Origin of the sequence: Halobacillus locisalis, from assembly GCF_013694105.1 — a bacterium.
Classification (GTDB): domain Bacteria; phylum Bacillota; class Bacilli; order Bacillales; family Halobacillaceae; genus Halobacillus; species Halobacillus locisalis.
In genome coordinates, this window is record NZ_JACEFG010000002.1 from 955,678 (window position 1) to 971,055 (window position 15,378).

Annotated in this window: 19 protein-coding genes; 17 read left to right on the forward strand and 2 right to left on the reverse strand. The window is 44.6% G+C overall.

Annotation, left to right across the window (positions count from 1 at the left end; translation table 11 throughout):
• Window positions 1-116: 116 nt before the first annotated feature.
• Both H0266_RS11665 and H0266_RS11670 read right to left on the reverse strand, forming a co-directional pair.
• On the reverse strand, window positions 117-1,145 hold the full coding sequence (locus tag H0266_RS11665; RefSeq protein WP_181472551.1) for an LCP family protein: 1,029 nt from the start codon (window positions 1,143-1,145) through the stop codon (window positions 117-119).
• Between the two features lie 17 nt (window positions 1,146-1,162).
• Window positions 1,163-1,804, reverse strand: a complete 642-nt coding sequence (locus H0266_RS11670) for a YigZ family protein (protein ID WP_181472552.1) — start codon at window positions 1,802-1,804, stop codon at window positions 1,163-1,165.
• A gap of 159 nt (window positions 1,805-1,963) precedes the next feature.
• Between H0266_RS11670 and H0266_RS11675 the strand changes: the two genes are divergently transcribed.
• The 17 genes from H0266_RS11675 to H0266_RS11750 all read left to right on the forward strand — a co-directional run bounded on the left by H0266_RS11675 (window position 1,964) and on the right by H0266_RS11750 (window position 15,285).
• Entirely contained in the window at window positions 1,964-3,106 is a 1,143-nt protein-coding gene (locus H0266_RS11675) for a sensor histidine kinase (RefSeq protein ID WP_181472553.1), read from the forward strand.
• Window positions 3,107-3,301: 195 nt separating this feature from the next.
• Entirely contained in the window at window positions 3,302-3,979 is a 678-nt protein-coding gene (locus H0266_RS11680) for a response regulator (RefSeq protein ID WP_181472554.1), read from the forward strand.
• 395 nt (window positions 3,980-4,374) lie between these two features.
• On the forward strand, window positions 4,375-5,220 hold the full coding sequence (locus H0266_RS11685) for a DegV family protein (protein WP_181472555.1): 846 nt from the start codon (window positions 4,375-4,377) through the stop codon (window positions 5,218-5,220).
• Window positions 5,221-5,330: 110 nt separating this feature from the next.
• Entirely contained in the window at window positions 5,331-5,504 is a 174-nt protein-coding gene (locus H0266_RS19470; RefSeq protein ID WP_246363882.1) for a hypothetical protein, read from the forward strand.
• Window positions 5,504-6,607, forward strand: a complete 1,104-nt coding sequence (locus tag H0266_RS11690; protein WP_246363883.1) for an ATP-dependent helicase ComFA — start codon at window positions 5,504-5,506, stop codon at window positions 6,605-6,607. The genes H0266_RS19470 and H0266_RS11690 overlap by 1 nt, the downstream gene beginning before the upstream one ends.
• Window positions 6,604-7,266 (forward strand): ComF family protein, encoded by a 663-nt coding sequence (locus tag H0266_RS11695; RefSeq protein WP_181472557.1) that lies wholly within the window; start codon window positions 6,604-6,606, stop codon window positions 7,264-7,266. The genes H0266_RS11690 and H0266_RS11695 overlap by 4 nt, the downstream gene beginning before the upstream one ends.
• A 72-nt stretch (window positions 7,267-7,338) precedes the next feature.
• Window positions 7,339-7,758, forward strand: coding sequence for a TIGR03826 family flagellar region protein (locus tag H0266_RS11700; protein WP_181472558.1), 420 nt, complete (start codon window positions 7,339-7,341; stop codon window positions 7,756-7,758).
• Window positions 7,759-7,836: 78 nt separating this feature from the next.
• Window positions 7,837-8,097: a flagellar biosynthesis anti-sigma factor FlgM gene (flgM, locus tag H0266_RS11705; protein WP_181472559.1), complete on the forward strand. Its 261-nt coding sequence runs from the start codon at window positions 7,837-7,839 to the stop codon at window positions 8,095-8,097.
• An 83-nt stretch (window positions 8,098-8,180) separates the two neighbouring features.
• Window positions 8,181-8,669 (forward strand): flagellar protein FlgN, encoded by a 489-nt coding sequence (locus H0266_RS11710; protein ID WP_181472560.1) that lies wholly within the window; start codon window positions 8,181-8,183, stop codon window positions 8,667-8,669.
• Window positions 8,670-8,687: 18 nt separating this feature from the next.
• A complete protein-coding gene (gene flgK, locus H0266_RS11715) occupies window positions 8,688-10,643 on the forward strand; it encodes a flagellar hook-associated protein FlgK (RefSeq protein WP_181472561.1) in 1,956 nt (651 codons plus the stop codon).
• A 12-nt stretch (window positions 10,644-10,655) separates the two neighbouring features.
• Window positions 10,656-11,558, forward strand: a complete 903-nt coding sequence (gene flgL, locus H0266_RS11720; RefSeq protein WP_181472562.1) for a flagellar hook-associated protein FlgL — start codon at window positions 10,656-10,658, stop codon at window positions 11,556-11,558.
• Window positions 11,559-11,622: 64 nt separating this feature from the next.
• The gene (locus H0266_RS11725) at window positions 11,623-12,183 is read left to right on the forward strand and encodes a DUF6470 family protein (RefSeq protein ID WP_181472563.1); all 561 of its coding nucleotides are present in this window, start codon (window positions 11,623-11,625) and stop codon (window positions 12,181-12,183) included.
• 24 nt (window positions 12,184-12,207) lie between these two features.
• Entirely contained in the window at window positions 12,208-12,663 is a 456-nt protein-coding gene (gene fliW / locus H0266_RS11730; protein ID WP_181472564.1) for a flagellar assembly protein FliW, read from the forward strand.
• Entirely contained in the window at window positions 12,650-12,877 is a 228-nt protein-coding gene (gene csrA / locus H0266_RS11735; protein WP_181472565.1) for a carbon storage regulator CsrA, read from the forward strand. The genes fliW and csrA overlap by 14 nt, the downstream gene beginning before the upstream one ends.
• Before the next feature lie 141 nt (window positions 12,878-13,018).
• On the forward strand, window positions 13,019-14,272 hold the full coding sequence (locus H0266_RS19610; RefSeq protein WP_181472566.1) for a flagellin N-terminal helical domain-containing protein: 1,254 nt from the start codon (window positions 13,019-13,021) through the stop codon (window positions 14,270-14,272).
• Window positions 14,273-14,582: 310 nt separating this feature from the next.
• Complete coding sequence (locus H0266_RS11745) at window positions 14,583-14,717, forward strand: flagellin (RefSeq protein WP_425484301.1); 135 nt, start codon at window positions 14,583-14,585, stop codon at window positions 14,715-14,717.
• Between the two features lie 397 nt (window positions 14,718-15,114).
• Window positions 15,115-15,285, forward strand: a complete 171-nt coding sequence (locus tag H0266_RS11750; protein WP_181472567.1) for a carbon storage regulator — start codon at window positions 15,115-15,117, stop codon at window positions 15,283-15,285.
• Window positions 15,286-15,378 lie beyond the last annotated feature (93 nt).

The window sequence follows — 15,378 nt, forward strand, 5'->3', positions numbered from 1 at the left end:
GAAGATGATTCTTAAAAGTGTGACGAGGAGATTCCTCTCCACACTTTTGGCATGCTGCCTCGTTAAAAAAAGCTTTGAAAAAGCATGCAAGTCAGTGGCCTGCATGCTTCTATCTATCACATCGAATCATTTTCATCATCATCTTCTGCGAACGAATTTATCTCGTCGTCATCATCTTGGAGACTGTCTAAACCAAGGTGTGTGCGTAACTGGTCTTTTGTTTCATCTAGGCTATCGCTTTCGACGTCAAAGTACCAGACGTTATTGATGTACGTACCTTCTCCATCGAGCTGCATTTTATCAAAGCTTAGCCCTTCTTTTTGGAAGAAGTACTCTTTAAAGGCGATCATCTGATCGAAGGCTAAGTTGGTGCTTAAATTATCTTCGATCGACTGGAGAATGTCTCCGATATTGTTGATCGTGCTTGTCGTCATCGACTGGCGGACGATTTCTTGGATCAATTCCATTTGTCGTTGGCCACGGGCGAGGTCGCTATCGTATTTTCTTGTGCGGGCAAGAGCGAGTGCTTCTTCTCCGTTAAGAGTTTGATACCCTTCGTCCAGTTCTATCGCGCCGTGCATGTCGCGACTGTTCTTCTCTGAGATATCAAATGGCACATCATACTGAATACCGCCCATAGAATCGACAATTTCTGTGAAAGAATTGAAGTTCAGTCGGACATAATAATCAACAGGGACATCAAGCATACGCTCGACTGTTTCTACTGTGGAATCGATGCCGCCGAACGCATGGGCGTGGGTGATCTTGTCTTTGTACCCGACTTCCGGGATATACGTGTAAGAGTCTCGCGGGATGCTTAGCATTTTCACGGTTTTATTGTCATCGTTGAATGTAGCTAGGACGAGTGCATCTGACAAAGCATTCCGATTTCCATTTGCATCATTCGATCGTTTTTGACTGTCATCTATTCCGACAAAAAGGACGGACGTATGGTCATCGGCAGGGTTGACGACTTCCACGCGTTTTTCAGATTTTTCACCACGGTCGAGCTCTTCATGGGACTCGGTCGCGGTCTGTCTCACCTGATCGGTGACGTAAGCGGCATAGCCAGCTGCCGTACCGATGCCGAGAAGTAAGACAAAGGCGAGCGTCCAAAGAATGATTTTAAGCGTTTTGTTTTTCATCGTTGATTCATGCTCCTTCATTCTGAGGTGACATCGAATTCAACATAAGATGAATCACCTGGAGTGATTTCCGCTTGATTGCTCGTTAAATTAATGATCCATTTTTCGAATTCTTCTTCCTGACCACTTTCTACATATATTATTAATTCCACATTTTCTAAGTAATTAATCGTCTCAAGTGTATAAGTGGACTGACGCACTTCATTTTCAAGCTTACCGAGCAGGTGATAGGCGACGGTCACTTTCATTTCTTTCATCAATTGACGACGTACGACACCTGTCGTTTCAATCGCTTGTGAGGCCGTACCGGAATACGCGCGAATCAACCCGCCGGCACCTAGTTTGATGCCTCCGAAGTATCTTGTAACGACAACGGCCGTGTCTTTGATGCCTTTTCGTTTCAAAACTTCCAGCATCGGGACGCCTGCTGTTCCGCTCGGTTCACCATCGTCGTTGGCTTTTTGTATAAGGTCATGCTCGCCGATCATATAGGCGGAGCAGTTATGGGTCGCATCATTATGTTTCTTTTTGATAGATTGTATGAAATCTTGCGCTTGTTCTTCGGTTTCACAACGCTTCACATAGCCGATGAAGCGGGATTTTTGTATGGTCACTTCTTCTGATCCCTCAGGTTTTACGGTATAATAACTTTCTAGCATATGGGTCAACCTCCTAAACTCTAATTATATAACCGTCGAAGCGATTCGGCAAATGGAGGAAATTTAGAAAAAGAATCGAAATATGGATAATAAACACCCCCATAAAATGACTTAGGTCTAACGAATGAGTGTGTGTGAATATTGATGGAGGGACTTGTCATGAGCGAAAACAAACTTGGAGATAAGGCACTGGACTTTATCATCAATGAAATGGTGGATACAGTCACAAACAGTAAGGATGAGATTTTTCAAATCAGTGAAGACTCACGTACGGAATTTGAGAAGCTCAGCCATGAGTTAGTTGAAACGAAGAAACAAGTCCATGCGCTCATCAATGAAGGCGATCAGCTAGAACAGAAAGTCAAGTTCTCGCGCATGCGCTTATCTGAAGTGAGTAAACAGTTCCAGCAATATTCGGAACAAGACATTCGCAAAGTCTATGAACAGACGCACGGATTGCAAATGGATTTATCGATGAACCGTGAAAAAGAAAAGCAACTAAGAGTACGGCGCGATGATTTAGAAGTCAGGTTGCGAGGGCTGGAAGAGACCATCGATCGTGCCGAAGCATTGGGCGGGAAAATTTCCGTCGTATTGAATTATTTAACCGAAGATTTTAAACATGTCAGTGATGCGTTGGAAGATGCAAAAGAGAAGCAACAATTCGGATTGAAAATCATTGAGGCGCAGGAAGAAGAACGACGTCGTCTCTCCCGCGAGATCCATGACGGGCCGGCGCAAATGTTGGCGAACGTCATGCTGAGGTCCGATTTAGTCGATCGTACCTACCGTGAACGTGGTGTAGAGGAAGCGATGGTCGAGATGCGAAGTCTGAAGAAAATGGTTCGTTCGGCACTTTATGAAGTGCGTCGTATCATTTACGATCTCCGTCCCATGGCCCTTGATGATCTTGGATTAATTCCAACGTTGAAGAAGTACATCGCAACGATGGAAGACTACAACAAGAATATAACGATCTCCTTCACGTCACTAGGGAAAGAACGACGGTTGGAATCGAAATATGAAGTGGCCCTTTTCCGGTTGATGCAAGAATCCGTCCAGAACGCACTGAAGCACGCGGAAGCTTCTCATATCAAAGTCAAGGTGGAGATGACGTTACAATCAACTATGATTATTGTAAAAGATGACGGCAAAGGTTTTGACCTGAATGAGAAGAAAGATCAGTCATTCGGCCTTGTCGGCATGCGCGAACGTGTGGACATGTTGGACGGGGAACTAAGTATCGACTCCAGTCCAGGAGAAGGGACGATTGTCACGATTCAAATACCAATTAATGGTTAATGATAGAAAAACTATGTAAATGGACGTGAATCGTTTATAATATGGGAAAAGGATTAGGTGGGTATGGAAAAGCGTAGACGGCTTTTCGTATTCCCGTATATAGAGAGAAAACATGACATAGAAAAGACAAATCAAAAAGAGAGTATAGGTTAGGGGAAAAAATCCCTAAAGGCAAAGAAATAGGAGGAAATAATCATGACGACAAGAATAGTCCTGATTGATGACCATAAATTATTCCGTGAAGGCGTTAAAAGAATATTAGACTTTGAATCTAGTTTTGAAGTAGTAGCAGAAGGGGACGACGGTACTTCCGCCGTTCACTTGATTGAACAATATATGCCGGATGTCGTATTGATGGACATCAATATGCCGAGCATGAACGGTGTCGAAGCGACAGCTGAAGTCACGAAGAAATTCCCTGACATGAAAGTGATCATTTTATCGATTCATGATGATGAGAACTATGTGACCCATGCACTGAAGACGGGTGCACAGGGGTACTTGTTGAAAGAGATGGATTCGGATGCCCTGATCGAAGCAATCAAAGTCGTCAGTGAAGGCGGATCGTACCTTCACCCGAAAGTGACGCATAACCTCGTTGCTGAATACCGTCGTTTGTCCGAAACGAACGGCAGCAATGCTTACCGCACCATCGAATACCGCAAACCTCTCCATTTACTGACTCGCCGCGAATGTGAAGTACTTCAACTTCTTGCGGACGGAAACAGTAACCGTGGCGTAGCGGAATCGTTGTATATCAGCGAAAAAACCGTCAAGAACCACGTCAGTAATATTTTGCAAAAAATGAACGTGAATGACCGTACGCAAGCGGTCGTAACAGCAATTAAAAATGGCTGGGTTGAAGTAATCTAGTCGTTGACGGGGCCTGAAGGGTGTTGAACTCTTCAGGCCTTTTGATTTCTTCTCTTATAGCGGTTTGAACGCCTTAAACTAAGCCGAAACGGTCAGAATCTCTTGAGATAAAACGGTTTAAGAGGGGAGAGGGAATCGAAACAGTCATTATTAACTCCATATAACCTTTTCCATATAGAATGTGAGTTCACACCGTTCTATGTGCCGACTTAAGACGGTTTTTAAGAAGTGCAGACTTGTAAATGTGCTTAACCCTAATGTGAGGATAGTAGATAAATGCTTAGAATTCAGATGCAAAATGAACAAGCTTCATGTAAAATGAGAGGAAACGCATAGAATAGAAAGCTATACATATATTGAAAGAAAAATCAGCACACATGAAGGAGTGAGATGGTATGAAAACGGCGGTATTGACGGATAGTACAGCATACATACCCAGGAAAATCCGTAAAGAGAAGCAGATCCATATGGTGCCATTGAACGTGATTTTCGGCCATGAATCGTATCAGGAAGAAGTCGATATACTAGCGGACGATTTTTATGACATGGTCAAAGAGGGCGGCGACTTGCCGAAAACGTCTCAACCTTCGATCGGTCTTATGACGGAAAAACTGGAAGAGCTGGCTGCGGATTACGATGCAGTCATTGCGGTTCATTTGTCGAGCGGTATCAGCGGCACGTATCAAGGTATCTTGGCGGCGGGCGATATGGTCGACGGCATCGACGTGCATGCGTTCGATTCCGAGACGAGCTGTATGATGCAAGGGTTCTATGCCCTTGAAGCGGCGGACCTTGCGAATAACGGAGCGACACCGGAGCAGGTTCTTGCCCGTTTAGATGAAATGAAAGAGTCGATGAGCGCTTACTTCATGGCGGACGACCTAAGCCATCTGCAGCGCGGCGGTCGATTGAACGGGGCGCAAGCCTTTGTCGGAAGCTTGCTTCAAGTGAAGCCTGTGCTTCATTTTGTCGATACGAAGATCGTACCGTTTGAAAAAATCCGTACGCGCAAAAAAGCATTGAAGCGCATCTTATCGCTTTTTGAAGAAGACGTGAAGCAAGGTGGTCAGTACAAAGCGTGTATGATCCATGCCAACCGCGAAGAAGAAGCGAAGCAGATGAAAGCGGAAATCGAACAGCAATTCGACAATGTCGAGGTCGAAGTCAGTTACTTCGGTCCGGTGATCGGCACCCACCTCGGTGAGGGTGCGATGGGACTCGGCTGGTATAAGAAATCCTAATACGACGAGCCTGTTTGTGAGACTCAAGCAGGCTCTATTTTTATATTAGGATGTGAATGCTGTGAACCCTCATGCAGGAAAACTGTACCTCCACCATGAACTCTCTCCCGATGAACGAACCTCTCCTACTTTTACGAAAATCCCTTCTATTGAAAAGCTACGATTCGGCTATCGATGTAATCGATGTGGCAAACAAAAAACGTATAGATTCGGCAACATGCCACATTCTACTTGTGGTCAGAACTGTCGCTATTGTCGCCATTGCATTCAAATGGGGCGCGTGATGGAGTGCGAACCGTTATACAGCGGGTCGTCTTATGTTGAATGGCCACGTTATGAGGACGTCTTGCAGTGGGACGGGCAACTGACAGTAGCGCAACAACGAGGCGCAGATGCAATTGTCCATGCCATGACAAAAGGGGAAGCGGAGCTCTTAGTCTGGGCCGTATGTGGCGCTGGGAAAACGGAAATGTTGTTTCCGGGCCTCGCATTCTCGCTCGAGTCTGGTAAGCGCGTCTGTTTGGCGACGCCGCGAGCAGATGTCGTGCGCGAGCTTGTGCCGAGATTGAGAGTGGCCTTCCCCGATGTGGTGATCCAAGGATTATATGGCGATAGCCCAGATAAAGGGACGGACGCCAGTTTCATCGTTGCCACGACGCATCAATTGTTGCGCTATGCTTCGGCTTTTGACGTGATGATCATAGATGAAATGGATGCGTTTCCGTTTCATCATGAGGAGTCGTTGCAGTTTGCAGCGAAACGAGCAGCTAAGCCCGGTGCGACTCGTATTTATTTAACGGCAACGCCTCGGAAAAAAGAAAAATGGCGGGTGCGGCTGAAGAAATTGCCTGTCATCTTCATCCCCAAACGCTTCCATGGACACCCTCTCCCTGTGCCAAAACTCCAGTTAAACCCTACTCTTCCTTACCATATGAAACGAAAACAACTTCCTGCTTCAATTGTGAACGCGATTGTTGAACAGCAACAGACGGCTCGCCAACTGCTCGTCTTCTTACCGAGCGTTCAGATGACCGAGTGGGTGGCAGAGGTGCTTGAGAGTCATAGTCTCCATGCTGAACAAGTACATGCGGGAGATCCGGAGCGGATTGAGAAAGTGACAAGTTTCCGGGAAAAGAAAGCCTCCTTATTGTTGACGACGACGATTTTAGAGCGCGGCGTAACGTTTCCGTCGGTCGATGTATTCGTCATCGATGCCGGTCATCAAGTGTTTGATGAAGCGGCGCTCGTTCAGATTGCCGGACGGGCTGGTCGGAGTCCGGATGATCCAGATGGGGACGTAAGCTTTTACCATGCCGGGAAAACGAATGCGATGCTTGATGCTCATGATTCGATTGTGAAAATGAACAAGCTGGGTAAAGGCCGATGAGGTGTTATGTCTGCTTCGAAGAGATCTTGCCAGAGGTGACGTGGAGTACGTTTCTTTTGCCGCAAAAAGTGAAGAAAATCTGTTACGGTTGCGAGCGGCAGTTTGAACACATCGTTCCAGCGTGTCCGAAATGCGGTCGACCGGACAGTACGGGACTGTGTTTTGACTGTGAGCGATGGGGAATGGAACAGGAAGACCCGCTTGAACAAAATGTGGCTCTCTATCAATATAATGATTTTGCGAAAGACTGGGTTGCGCGGTGGAAGTATCGCGGGGACTATGAATTGCTGCAGTCGCTCGAGTGTCAGCTTCGTTCGCTTTTTCAAAAAACGGAATGGGATACGTATGCGCTTGTTCCGGTTCCGTTAAGTGGCGGTCGTTTGGTAGAGCGGGGCTTCAATCAGTCGGAAGCGATCATTCAGTCGCTTGGGCAAAAATCTACGAACCTATTACGTCGAACGGGTACGGAAAAGCAGTCGAAGAAACAACGCCGGGCACGTGTCGCCTCTAGTAATCCATTTTCGATGATCGATCCTATCTATACACCTGTTGTACTTGTGGATGATATTTATACGACAGGTACGACCATCCGTCATGCGGCGTCATTACTGAAGCAGAGCGGCTGTCCTCAAGTATTTTCGTTGACTCTTTTCAGGTAATTTGCCAATAACACTTTGGCTTCTCGGAAAATTGCCGATATAATAGAAAGAGATGTAAAAGGAGGCGACGATATGGGTGAAGTAGCCAATTGCCCGCGTTGTAACGCGATTTTTATGAAAGGTGCAGCAACGGTCTGCCCGGATTGCCAGAGACAAGAAGAGAAAGATTTCCAAACGGTGTATGCGTTTATGCGCAAAAAGCAGAATCGCTCTGCGAACGTGAAGGAAATTGAATACCATACAGGTGTAGAAGAAAAGCTGATTCGTAGGTTCGTAGCGCAAAAACGACTGCACCCAGCCCAGTTCCCGAATTTGATGTACAGCTGTGAGAAATGCGGCGCAGGGATCCAGGACGGTCGCCTGTGCTCGAGTTGTACGGAAGAAATCGAAGGCGGTCTGAAGCAAGTGGCCCGAAATCAGGAGCTTGAAGAAAAGAAGAAACAAGCCGAATCCGCCCGGAACAGGACTTATTATTCAGTTAAGAATGATTAAAAAGTCAGATTTAACTATCAGGTAAAATGGTCGATATAGGAAGTAAATCAATGTAACGGTAGAAATGAGGTGAAAGCTGTGAAGATCAATGGTCCAAATCAAACAAACTTCAATCCATATCAGAAGCAGCTCAACAAGCAGACGGACATGAAACAGCAAGGCAACCGTCAGGACAAACTGGAGATTTCCAATCAAGCCAAGCAGATGCAAGGGAACGACCAACCTAGCCCTGCGCGCCAGAAACTGGTGAATCAGATCAAACAGGATGTTGATTCCGGAAACTATCAAGTGGATCCTAAAGCAACCGCCAAGAAAATGATCGACTTTTGGAGTAAATAAAACGAAGCAAAGATCTTCATAGGGTATCCTGTGAGGGTCTTTGCTGATGTTTACATAAACCTGAAACATAAAGGAGTCTAGATATGAGTGTTCAAACGGTCATCCAGGTGATGAATCAAATGAAGCAACTTCACGAAAGTTTAGTCGCTCTATCTAAAAGTAAAACAGACGCGCTGAAATCGAATGATACAAGCGGACTTCAGCAGCTATTAACGAATGAACGAAAGCACGTACAGGCCATTAATAAAATGGAAAAAAAGCGTGTCGAAGCGGTCACGCATTGGTATCAAGTAAACGGTATGAATCCGTCTGAACCGACGATTTCTGAAATGCTGTCCCACTTGGAAGGCGGAGATCACGAAGAATTGAATGCCGCGTATAATGAGCTGATCATCGTGCTGGCTGAGCTCAAGCAGCAGGAACTGTTGAACGCTGAACTGACGAAGCAGTCCCTGCAATTCGTCAACTTGTCGCTCGATATGCTGCAGCCATCCTTGAACAGCGTCAATTATGGTGGCAAAGAAGAACAGCAGCACAAGCCGAAACGATCCGTCTTTGATTCGAAAGCTTAATAGAAGAGGAGAATTCACATGGTTTCAACCTTTAACGGACTCGAAGTTGCGAAAAGAGGTCTTTTCACACAACAGTCCGCCCTTTATACAACAGGACATAACATTTCCAACGCCAACACCGATGGCTACACGAGACAACGTGTCAACTTCGAGCAAACGAGTCCGTTTCCACCTGGTTCACGAAACCGCCCGGAAATCCCAGGTCAAATGGGAAGCGGTGTACAGGCTGGATCGATTGAACGTGTGCGCGATCAGTTTCTAGACATCCAATACCGTAATGAAACGAAAAACGTCGGCTACTACGACGCCCAGCGTTCAGCGCTATACAAAATGGAAGAAATCATGAACGAACCGACCGACCAAGGACTAGCGAAAACGATGGACCGCTTTTGGCAGTCGCTTCAAGACATGTCTGTGAACCCAGAAGACGAAGGTGCACGTTCCGTTGTCCGTCAACGTGGCCTTGCCGTAGCAGAAACGTTCAACTATCTATCGAATTCTTTACAGACGGTACAAAAGGATTTGAAAAACCAAGTGAATGTCGCTTCCAGACAGTTCAATTCGACGTTAAACCAAATCAACTCATTGAACCAACAAATCTCTGAAGTCGAGCCTCACGGCTACCTGCCGAACGATTTGTACGATGAGCGCGACCGCCTTATCGATGACCTATCCGAGATGGCGAGTATCGACGTTTCCTACAGTCCTTCTGGAGATAGCTCAGAGGATATCGCTCTGGGAGTTGCAACGATACGATTAGCAGATGAAATCGGTCAGCCTGTAAACCCACCCATGACACTCGTTGATGGTGCAACGGATACCGTGAATGAGATTTCGGTTTCGTATGCGGATACAGCGAATCAGACCGTCGTGAAGGATGTGACGATCGGGGAGCAGACGATGACGGTGGATCAGTTTTCTTCGGTTGGGAAGTTGAAGGGTTTGATGGAGGTTGGGGGCTATATGAATAGTACGCCTTCTGAACCTGCTTATGTTGTCGGACAAGGCTTCAAGGAAGACGAGGATGGCAATGCGTTCTTACCTAGCTCTATGACAGGTCAGACCATTTCTGTTACAGGTTCGACCGAAGAAGAGGGCGAGTTCACGACGGGGGAAACCGTTGATGTTGAGATTACGGATGGCATGACGTTACAGGACTTAGCCACTCAGTTGAACAATCCTGATGAAGGGATCGAAGCGACGATTCAAAACCAAGATGGCGTCCAGCGCCTTGTTGTAAAATCTACTGCTCAAGGCTCAGGAGCCACGATGAAGGTAGAAGGATCGGCTGCCCAGTCTCTTCAACTAGACGGAGAATTCACAGGAATGAACGAAGTGTCTGGTAACTTTTCTGATATGCTAGGGGACTTGGACGTGATGGCTTCTGCATTTGCGATGCAGTTCAATGAGGTTCACTCGAGCGGTGGTAACTTAACGTCAGATGCGACAGACAGCCCTCACTTTTTCTCCTATGGTCAATCACTGGAGAGCACACATGCAGAAGGTGAAGGAACAGGTCACCCTTATTACAAGGGAATTGCGAGTAATCTAGGCATTACAGATGCGGTGGAAAGCAACCTAGATCATATCGCAGCCTCCAATATTTCAACAGATGCTGCAGGCAATGACGCGGTTTTTGCTGGTAACGGTGGAAATGCAGAGGATCTAGCGAATATTCAAGAACAACCGTATGATTTATTAGGAAATGAAACGAACATCAATAGCTTTTATGAAGGCATGATCGGTGGTATGGCGGTGGATGCGCAGGAAAACCGTCGAATGGTTGATAACTCCGCGACGCTTCAGGCTTCTGTCCAAAACCAGCGTGACTCGGTCAGTGCTGTGTCATTAGATGAAGAAATGACGAACATGGTGAAATTCCAGCACGCATACAATGCGGCTGCGCGAAATATAACGGTTGTGGACGAAATGATCGACCGAATCATAAATCAAATGGGACGAGTAGGAAGGTAGGTGACTGAATAAATGCGTGTAACCCAAGGAATGTTATCGAACAACATGTTGCGTAATTTGAGTAAGAGTTATGAGAGTATGGCGACTTATCAGGAACAGCTTTCGACCGGAAAGAAAATCAGTCGACCGTCCGATGATCCGGTTGTCGCGATGAATGGAATCAATTATCGTACGGAACTGAACCAAATCGAACAGTTTCAGCGTAATATCGGTGAAGTGTATAACTGGATGGACAACTCGGATGCGGCACTCGATAAAGCCAACGAATCGCTTCAACGAGTAAGAGAGCTGGCGGTTCAAGCTAGTAATGGGACAAACAGTCCTCAAGAACGTGAAAGTATTGCGAAAGAAATCAAGCAAATCAAGGATCACATTGAAGATATTGCGAACACGAAAGTGAACAACAAATATTTGTTCAATGGGACGAATACGACATCAGAACCTGTTGACTTAGAAAATGGGAAACTTTCTGAGAATAGCCAGGCCGTGAACATTGAGGTTTCTAAAGGTATCCAGTTAAAGGCGAACGTGAACGCTGTGAAGGTCTTTGGATCTGAAAACGTAGACGGGAATGGTAGTCAATTGTTCGATACGTTGTCATCATTGGTTGGAGATTTGGAGAACCCTGATACTGGTGATAAAGATTTAAGTAAGTATATCCAAAGCATTGATGATCACGCGAACCGAATCGTTGATGAGCGAGCGGACCTAGGTGCCAGAATGAATCGCCGAGATCTTGTTGAAGACCGTTTAGGTACGCAAGAAATCATCGCGAACCGAGTGCTTTCGAATAATGAAGATGCAGAAATGGAAAAAGTGATTACCGACTTGAAAACACAAGAGAGTGTTCATAGAGCTGCAATGGGTGTAGGAGCTCGTGTGATTCAGCCTACCCTCATGGACTTTTTACGTTAATGGAACATGGAGCACCCGAACTCGTGGTGCTCTTCTTTTTTCTAAAAGGTAGGAGGTGGAATCAATGGTAGAAGGTGTAGCGCCAAAGCTTCAGGTGTCGACAACGCAGGGGAGAATCGGGATTACGAAAAAAGATGCTGTTTTACATCTCAAACAACAAAAGGCAGATCAACAAATTCAGCAGCCGAAAGCTGATCTTCAAATTAGGCAACGATCTGGGAAACTATCAATCGATCAGACTAAAGCTTGGGACAACTTAAAGTTCCAGTCCGGTTCAGAGATTGTCAGTGAAGCGGCTCAGTTAGGTCGGCAAGACTGGCTTGAGGGAGTCGCACGCGTGTCGCGAGAAGGTGATGAATTGATGCGGATTGAAAATAAGGGAGATCCAATTGCTTCACAAGCGAAACGTAACGCGGTATGGGACTTTGACTATAAACCTGGCGGGCGTCCGGTTAACGAACTTGTTGATATCAGCTATCAGGCGAACCCTGCAGATATTGAAGTGAAGCGCAATGACCCGATCATTGATTCAACTCCAAGGTATCCACAGCTAACCTATCAAAAAGGGAATGTTGATATTTCTCTTGCTCAAAAGCCTGATGTTCAAATTGATTGGAAAGTATAATCTGATTGAAAAGGAAAGATAACTATGAATCTCAATACAAAATACTTCGGTAATGTAACCATTGATGAGAGTGAATTGCTTCATTTTAAGCAGGGAGTACCCGGATTCAAACAACTTCATAACTTTGTGCTCATTCCGCTAGCCGATGCTCCACTGTATCACGTGCTTCAATCCGCGGAGGATTCAACCATCGCTTTTATTGTGGTTAATCCTTATGTGTTCTTCAAGAACTATGAATTTGATATCGATCAAGGGTCCAAAGACGAGTTGGACCTACAGGACGCCGAGGATGTCAGTCTGTACACCGTCATGACTCTGCACGATCCTTTTGAAAAGTCTACCGTTAATCTTCAAGCACCGATCGTCATCAACAAAAAGAACAATAAAGCGAAGCAACTGATCTTGAATGGAACGGACTACCATACGAAGCATTCTGTTCATGTTCCTTTGGAAGCGGGTGATCACCATGTTAATCCTTAATCGTAAAGCAGATGAGTCGATTAAAATTGGTGATGATATAGAAATCAAAGTCCTTTCTGTAGAGGGAAGCCAAGTGAGGATTGGAATTGATGCTCCATCAAATTTAGAGATTCACAGGAAAGAAATCTATTTAGCGATACAAGAAGAAAACAAAGTAGCAGCTTCGATTACAGATGATTTAATGAATCTGCTGAAAAGTAACAAAAAGGATTAAAGAATATGGAAAGTCGGTCGATATAATAGGTGTACAGCCAAACACCTAAAGTCGGCCGACTTTTTCATTTGGCACAACTAAAATAACTTTTTTACATCCCACAAGGACGTGGGGTAAGAAATCAGGGAGGATTATTTACTTATGCGTATTAATCACAACATTGCGGCGCTAAACACGCACCGCCAACTAGGTCAAGCAAACAATGCTCAACAGAATTCTATGGAGAAACTTTCTTCAGGTCTTCGAATCAACCGTGCTGGAGATGACGCAGCTGGTCTTGCAATTTCTGAGAAAATGCGTGGTCAGATCCGTGGTTTGGATCAAGCTCAGCGTAATGCTCAAGATGGTATTTCCATGATTCAAACAGCTGAAGGTGCAATGAATGAAACTCATTCTATCCTTCAACGTATGCGTGAGCTTTCTGTACAAGCTTCTAACGATACAAATACAGCCGATGACCGTGCGGAAATCCAAAAAGAAGTTGATCAATTAGTAGAAGAAATTGACCGTGTCGGAAATACTACTGAATTTAACACTAAAAACCTGTTAAATGGCGGAGCGAATGTTGCTGGAACTGTTGGGGCAAACTTAACTGGTGTTGAAGTTGTAGGTGGAACAGGTGATACAACTGTTGGTTCCTCAGTTGCTATTACTGATGTAACAGCTGCAACTGGAGCAGTAGCAACAGCCACAACAGCTGCAACAGGGGGAGCACTAACTGCAGATAGTGAAGTCACTATAAATGGTACTTCTTTTTCTTTCGCAAGTGGGGAGTCTGCCGATAACGTAATAAAAACCATAAATGATTCAGGTGTAGGAGTTACCGCATCTATTGATGGTTCAGATATGTTGGTACTAAATTCAGATAGTGAAGGTAGTTCTTCTAAGATTGAAATTGCTGGAGTGACAGGAAACTTCACCGGTATGGCAACTGACTCTGGTACAGATGCTTCAATTGCAGGGTCTGGTTATACTAATTTCTCAGCACAAGGAAATACAATTACTATTGAAGATGGAAGTTCAAAAGGCCTTCAACTTGAAGTAAGCCAAGACCTAACTGGACTTGCTGCATCAAACACAGTATCTGTTGACAGTAATGGGACACTGAATTTCCAAATTGGAGCGAATGAAGGCCAAGAAATGAATATATCTATAAAGGATATGCGTTCAGGCGCTTTAGGTGTAAGTGGTCTTGATGTTACATCACAAACTGGAGCATCTTCAGCTATTTCTTCAATTGATGATGCAATACAATCGGTATCAGGTGAACGCTCTAAGCTTGGAGCATACCAAAACCGTTTAGATCACACAATCAATAACCTAGGTACATCTTCTGAAAACCTAACGGCAGCGGAATCTCGTATCCGTGACGTAGATTATGCTTTAGCTGCATAAGCAGAAAAAGCACAGTCGTCCTGACTGGTAACGGTCAGCGATTACAATCGGGTGAATTGCTGGAAACCCCTGAAACTTTTCTTACCACAGCGTAGTTGGAAACGACAGGCGTGATGGTCAAAAAAAGAAAAGATTGGGCAATCAGCAGCCAAGCTCCTGTCTCGAAAGAGTGGAGAAGGTTCAACGACTAGGATAGACCACCGCCAAAGGTGATGAAATCCGTAGGTGACACAATGCCGGTTCAGCATTGTCGATCCGAAGTGCCCGACTCCTTCTATAATAGAAGGATGAAGATATAGTCTAGTCATTTATGAAAGTAAATGTTCGCACGATGGCGAAAGAAATGATGAACCAAACGAAGTCTTCTATTCTGTCTCAAGCTTCTCAAGCAATGCTTGCGAAAGCCAACCAGATGCCACAAGGAGTTCTTCAACTTCTGCGTTAATTTTGGTAAAGACCTATCATTTGATAGGTCTTTTTCTTATGAATTGAAATTTTAAAAGTAAACTATATTTATTTTTTATGGATTATATGTTAGTTTTATATACTTTATTTCTCGTAGATTTGTCTAATTTTGTCTAAAATTCTATGGAAAAATATAAAAAAATCGGTTAACATATCTAACAGTCATCCGATATAAAGAGTAAGATAAGTCACTATATAAATTTTAGTAATTGAATAGAGAAATTTAATTACTTTACAAAACACTTATTCAAGGATGAATGAGTACATAAAGAGATCTACTCAAGGATGAGTTATTGAACCTAGACAAATGTTTAGGTTTGTTAACTCATCCTTATTTTGTACTAAGTATATAAAAAAGATAAAAGGGGTTGTACGGATTGTTAGTAATCGGAAGAAAACCAGGAGAGTATGTCATGCTGGATGATGATATTATGGTGAAGGTAGTAAAAAGTGAAGAAGGTCATTTACGCTTAGCTATAGAGGCACCTAAAGAAGTGAAAATCACACGCGGTGAACTTTTTGAGGAACAACAACAAAATAATAAGTAATACATAAACTCAAGGACGAGTTTGGAATAGAGAAACATGGATAGGACATCCATTTCTCTACACCAAACTCGTCCTTTTTTTATTTTCGTTTGT

What these genes read in the sequence shown, in the direction of transcription:
- flgL (WP_181472562.1), top strand. Translation starts at nt 10,656, where the DNA reads ATGCGTGTAACCCAAGGAATGTTATCGAACAACATGTTGCGTAATTTG.
- H0266_RS11665 (WP_181472551.1), bottom strand. Translation starts at nt 1,145, where the DNA reads ATGAAAAACAAAACGCTTAAAATCATTCTTTGGACGCTCGCCTTTGTC.
- H0266_RS11745 (WP_425484301.1), top strand. Translation starts at nt 14,583, where the DNA reads ATGAAAGTAAATGTTCGCACGATGGCGAAAGAAATGATGAACCAAACG.
- H0266_RS19470 (WP_246363882.1), top strand. Translation starts at nt 5,331, where the DNA reads ATGAACGAACCTCTCCTACTTTTACGAAAATCCCTTCTATTGAAAAGC.
- fliW (WP_181472564.1), top strand. Translation starts at nt 12,208, where the DNA reads ATGAATCTCAATACAAAATACTTCGGTAATGTAACCATTGATGAGAGT.
- csrA (WP_181472565.1), top strand. Translation starts at nt 12,650, where the DNA reads ATGTTAATCCTTAATCGTAAAGCAGATGAGTCGATTAAAATTGGTGAT.
- H0266_RS11700 (WP_181472558.1), top strand. Translation starts at nt 7,339, where the DNA reads ATGGGTGAAGTAGCCAATTGCCCGCGTTGTAACGCGATTTTTATGAAA.
- H0266_RS11680 (WP_181472554.1), top strand. Translation starts at nt 3,302, where the DNA reads ATGACGACAAGAATAGTCCTGATTGATGACCATAAATTATTCCGTGAA.
- H0266_RS11690 (WP_246363883.1), top strand. Translation starts at nt 5,504, where the DNA reads ATGGAGTGCGAACCGTTATACAGCGGGTCGTCTTATGTTGAATGGCCA.
- H0266_RS11710 (WP_181472560.1), top strand. Translation starts at nt 8,181, where the DNA reads ATGAGTGTTCAAACGGTCATCCAGGTGATGAATCAAATGAAGCAACTT.
- H0266_RS11725 (WP_181472563.1), top strand. Translation starts at nt 11,623, where the DNA reads ATGGTAGAAGGTGTAGCGCCAAAGCTTCAGGTGTCGACAACGCAGGGG.
- flgK (WP_181472561.1), top strand. Translation starts at nt 8,688, where the DNA reads ATGGTTTCAACCTTTAACGGACTCGAAGTTGCGAAAAGAGGTCTTTTC.
- H0266_RS19610 (WP_181472566.1), top strand. Translation starts at nt 13,019, where the DNA reads ATGCGTATTAATCACAACATTGCGGCGCTAAACACGCACCGCCAACTA.
- H0266_RS11685 (WP_181472555.1), top strand. Translation starts at nt 4,375, where the DNA reads ATGAAAACGGCGGTATTGACGGATAGTACAGCATACATACCCAGGAAA.
- H0266_RS11670 (WP_181472552.1), bottom strand. Translation starts at nt 1,804, where the DNA reads ATGCTAGAAAGTTATTATACCGTAAAACCTGAGGGATCAGAAGAAGTG.
- H0266_RS11695 (WP_181472557.1), top strand. Translation starts at nt 6,604, where the DNA reads ATGAGGTGTTATGTCTGCTTCGAAGAGATCTTGCCAGAGGTGACGTGG.
- H0266_RS11675 (WP_181472553.1), top strand. Translation starts at nt 1,964, where the DNA reads ATGAGCGAAAACAAACTTGGAGATAAGGCACTGGACTTTATCATCAAT.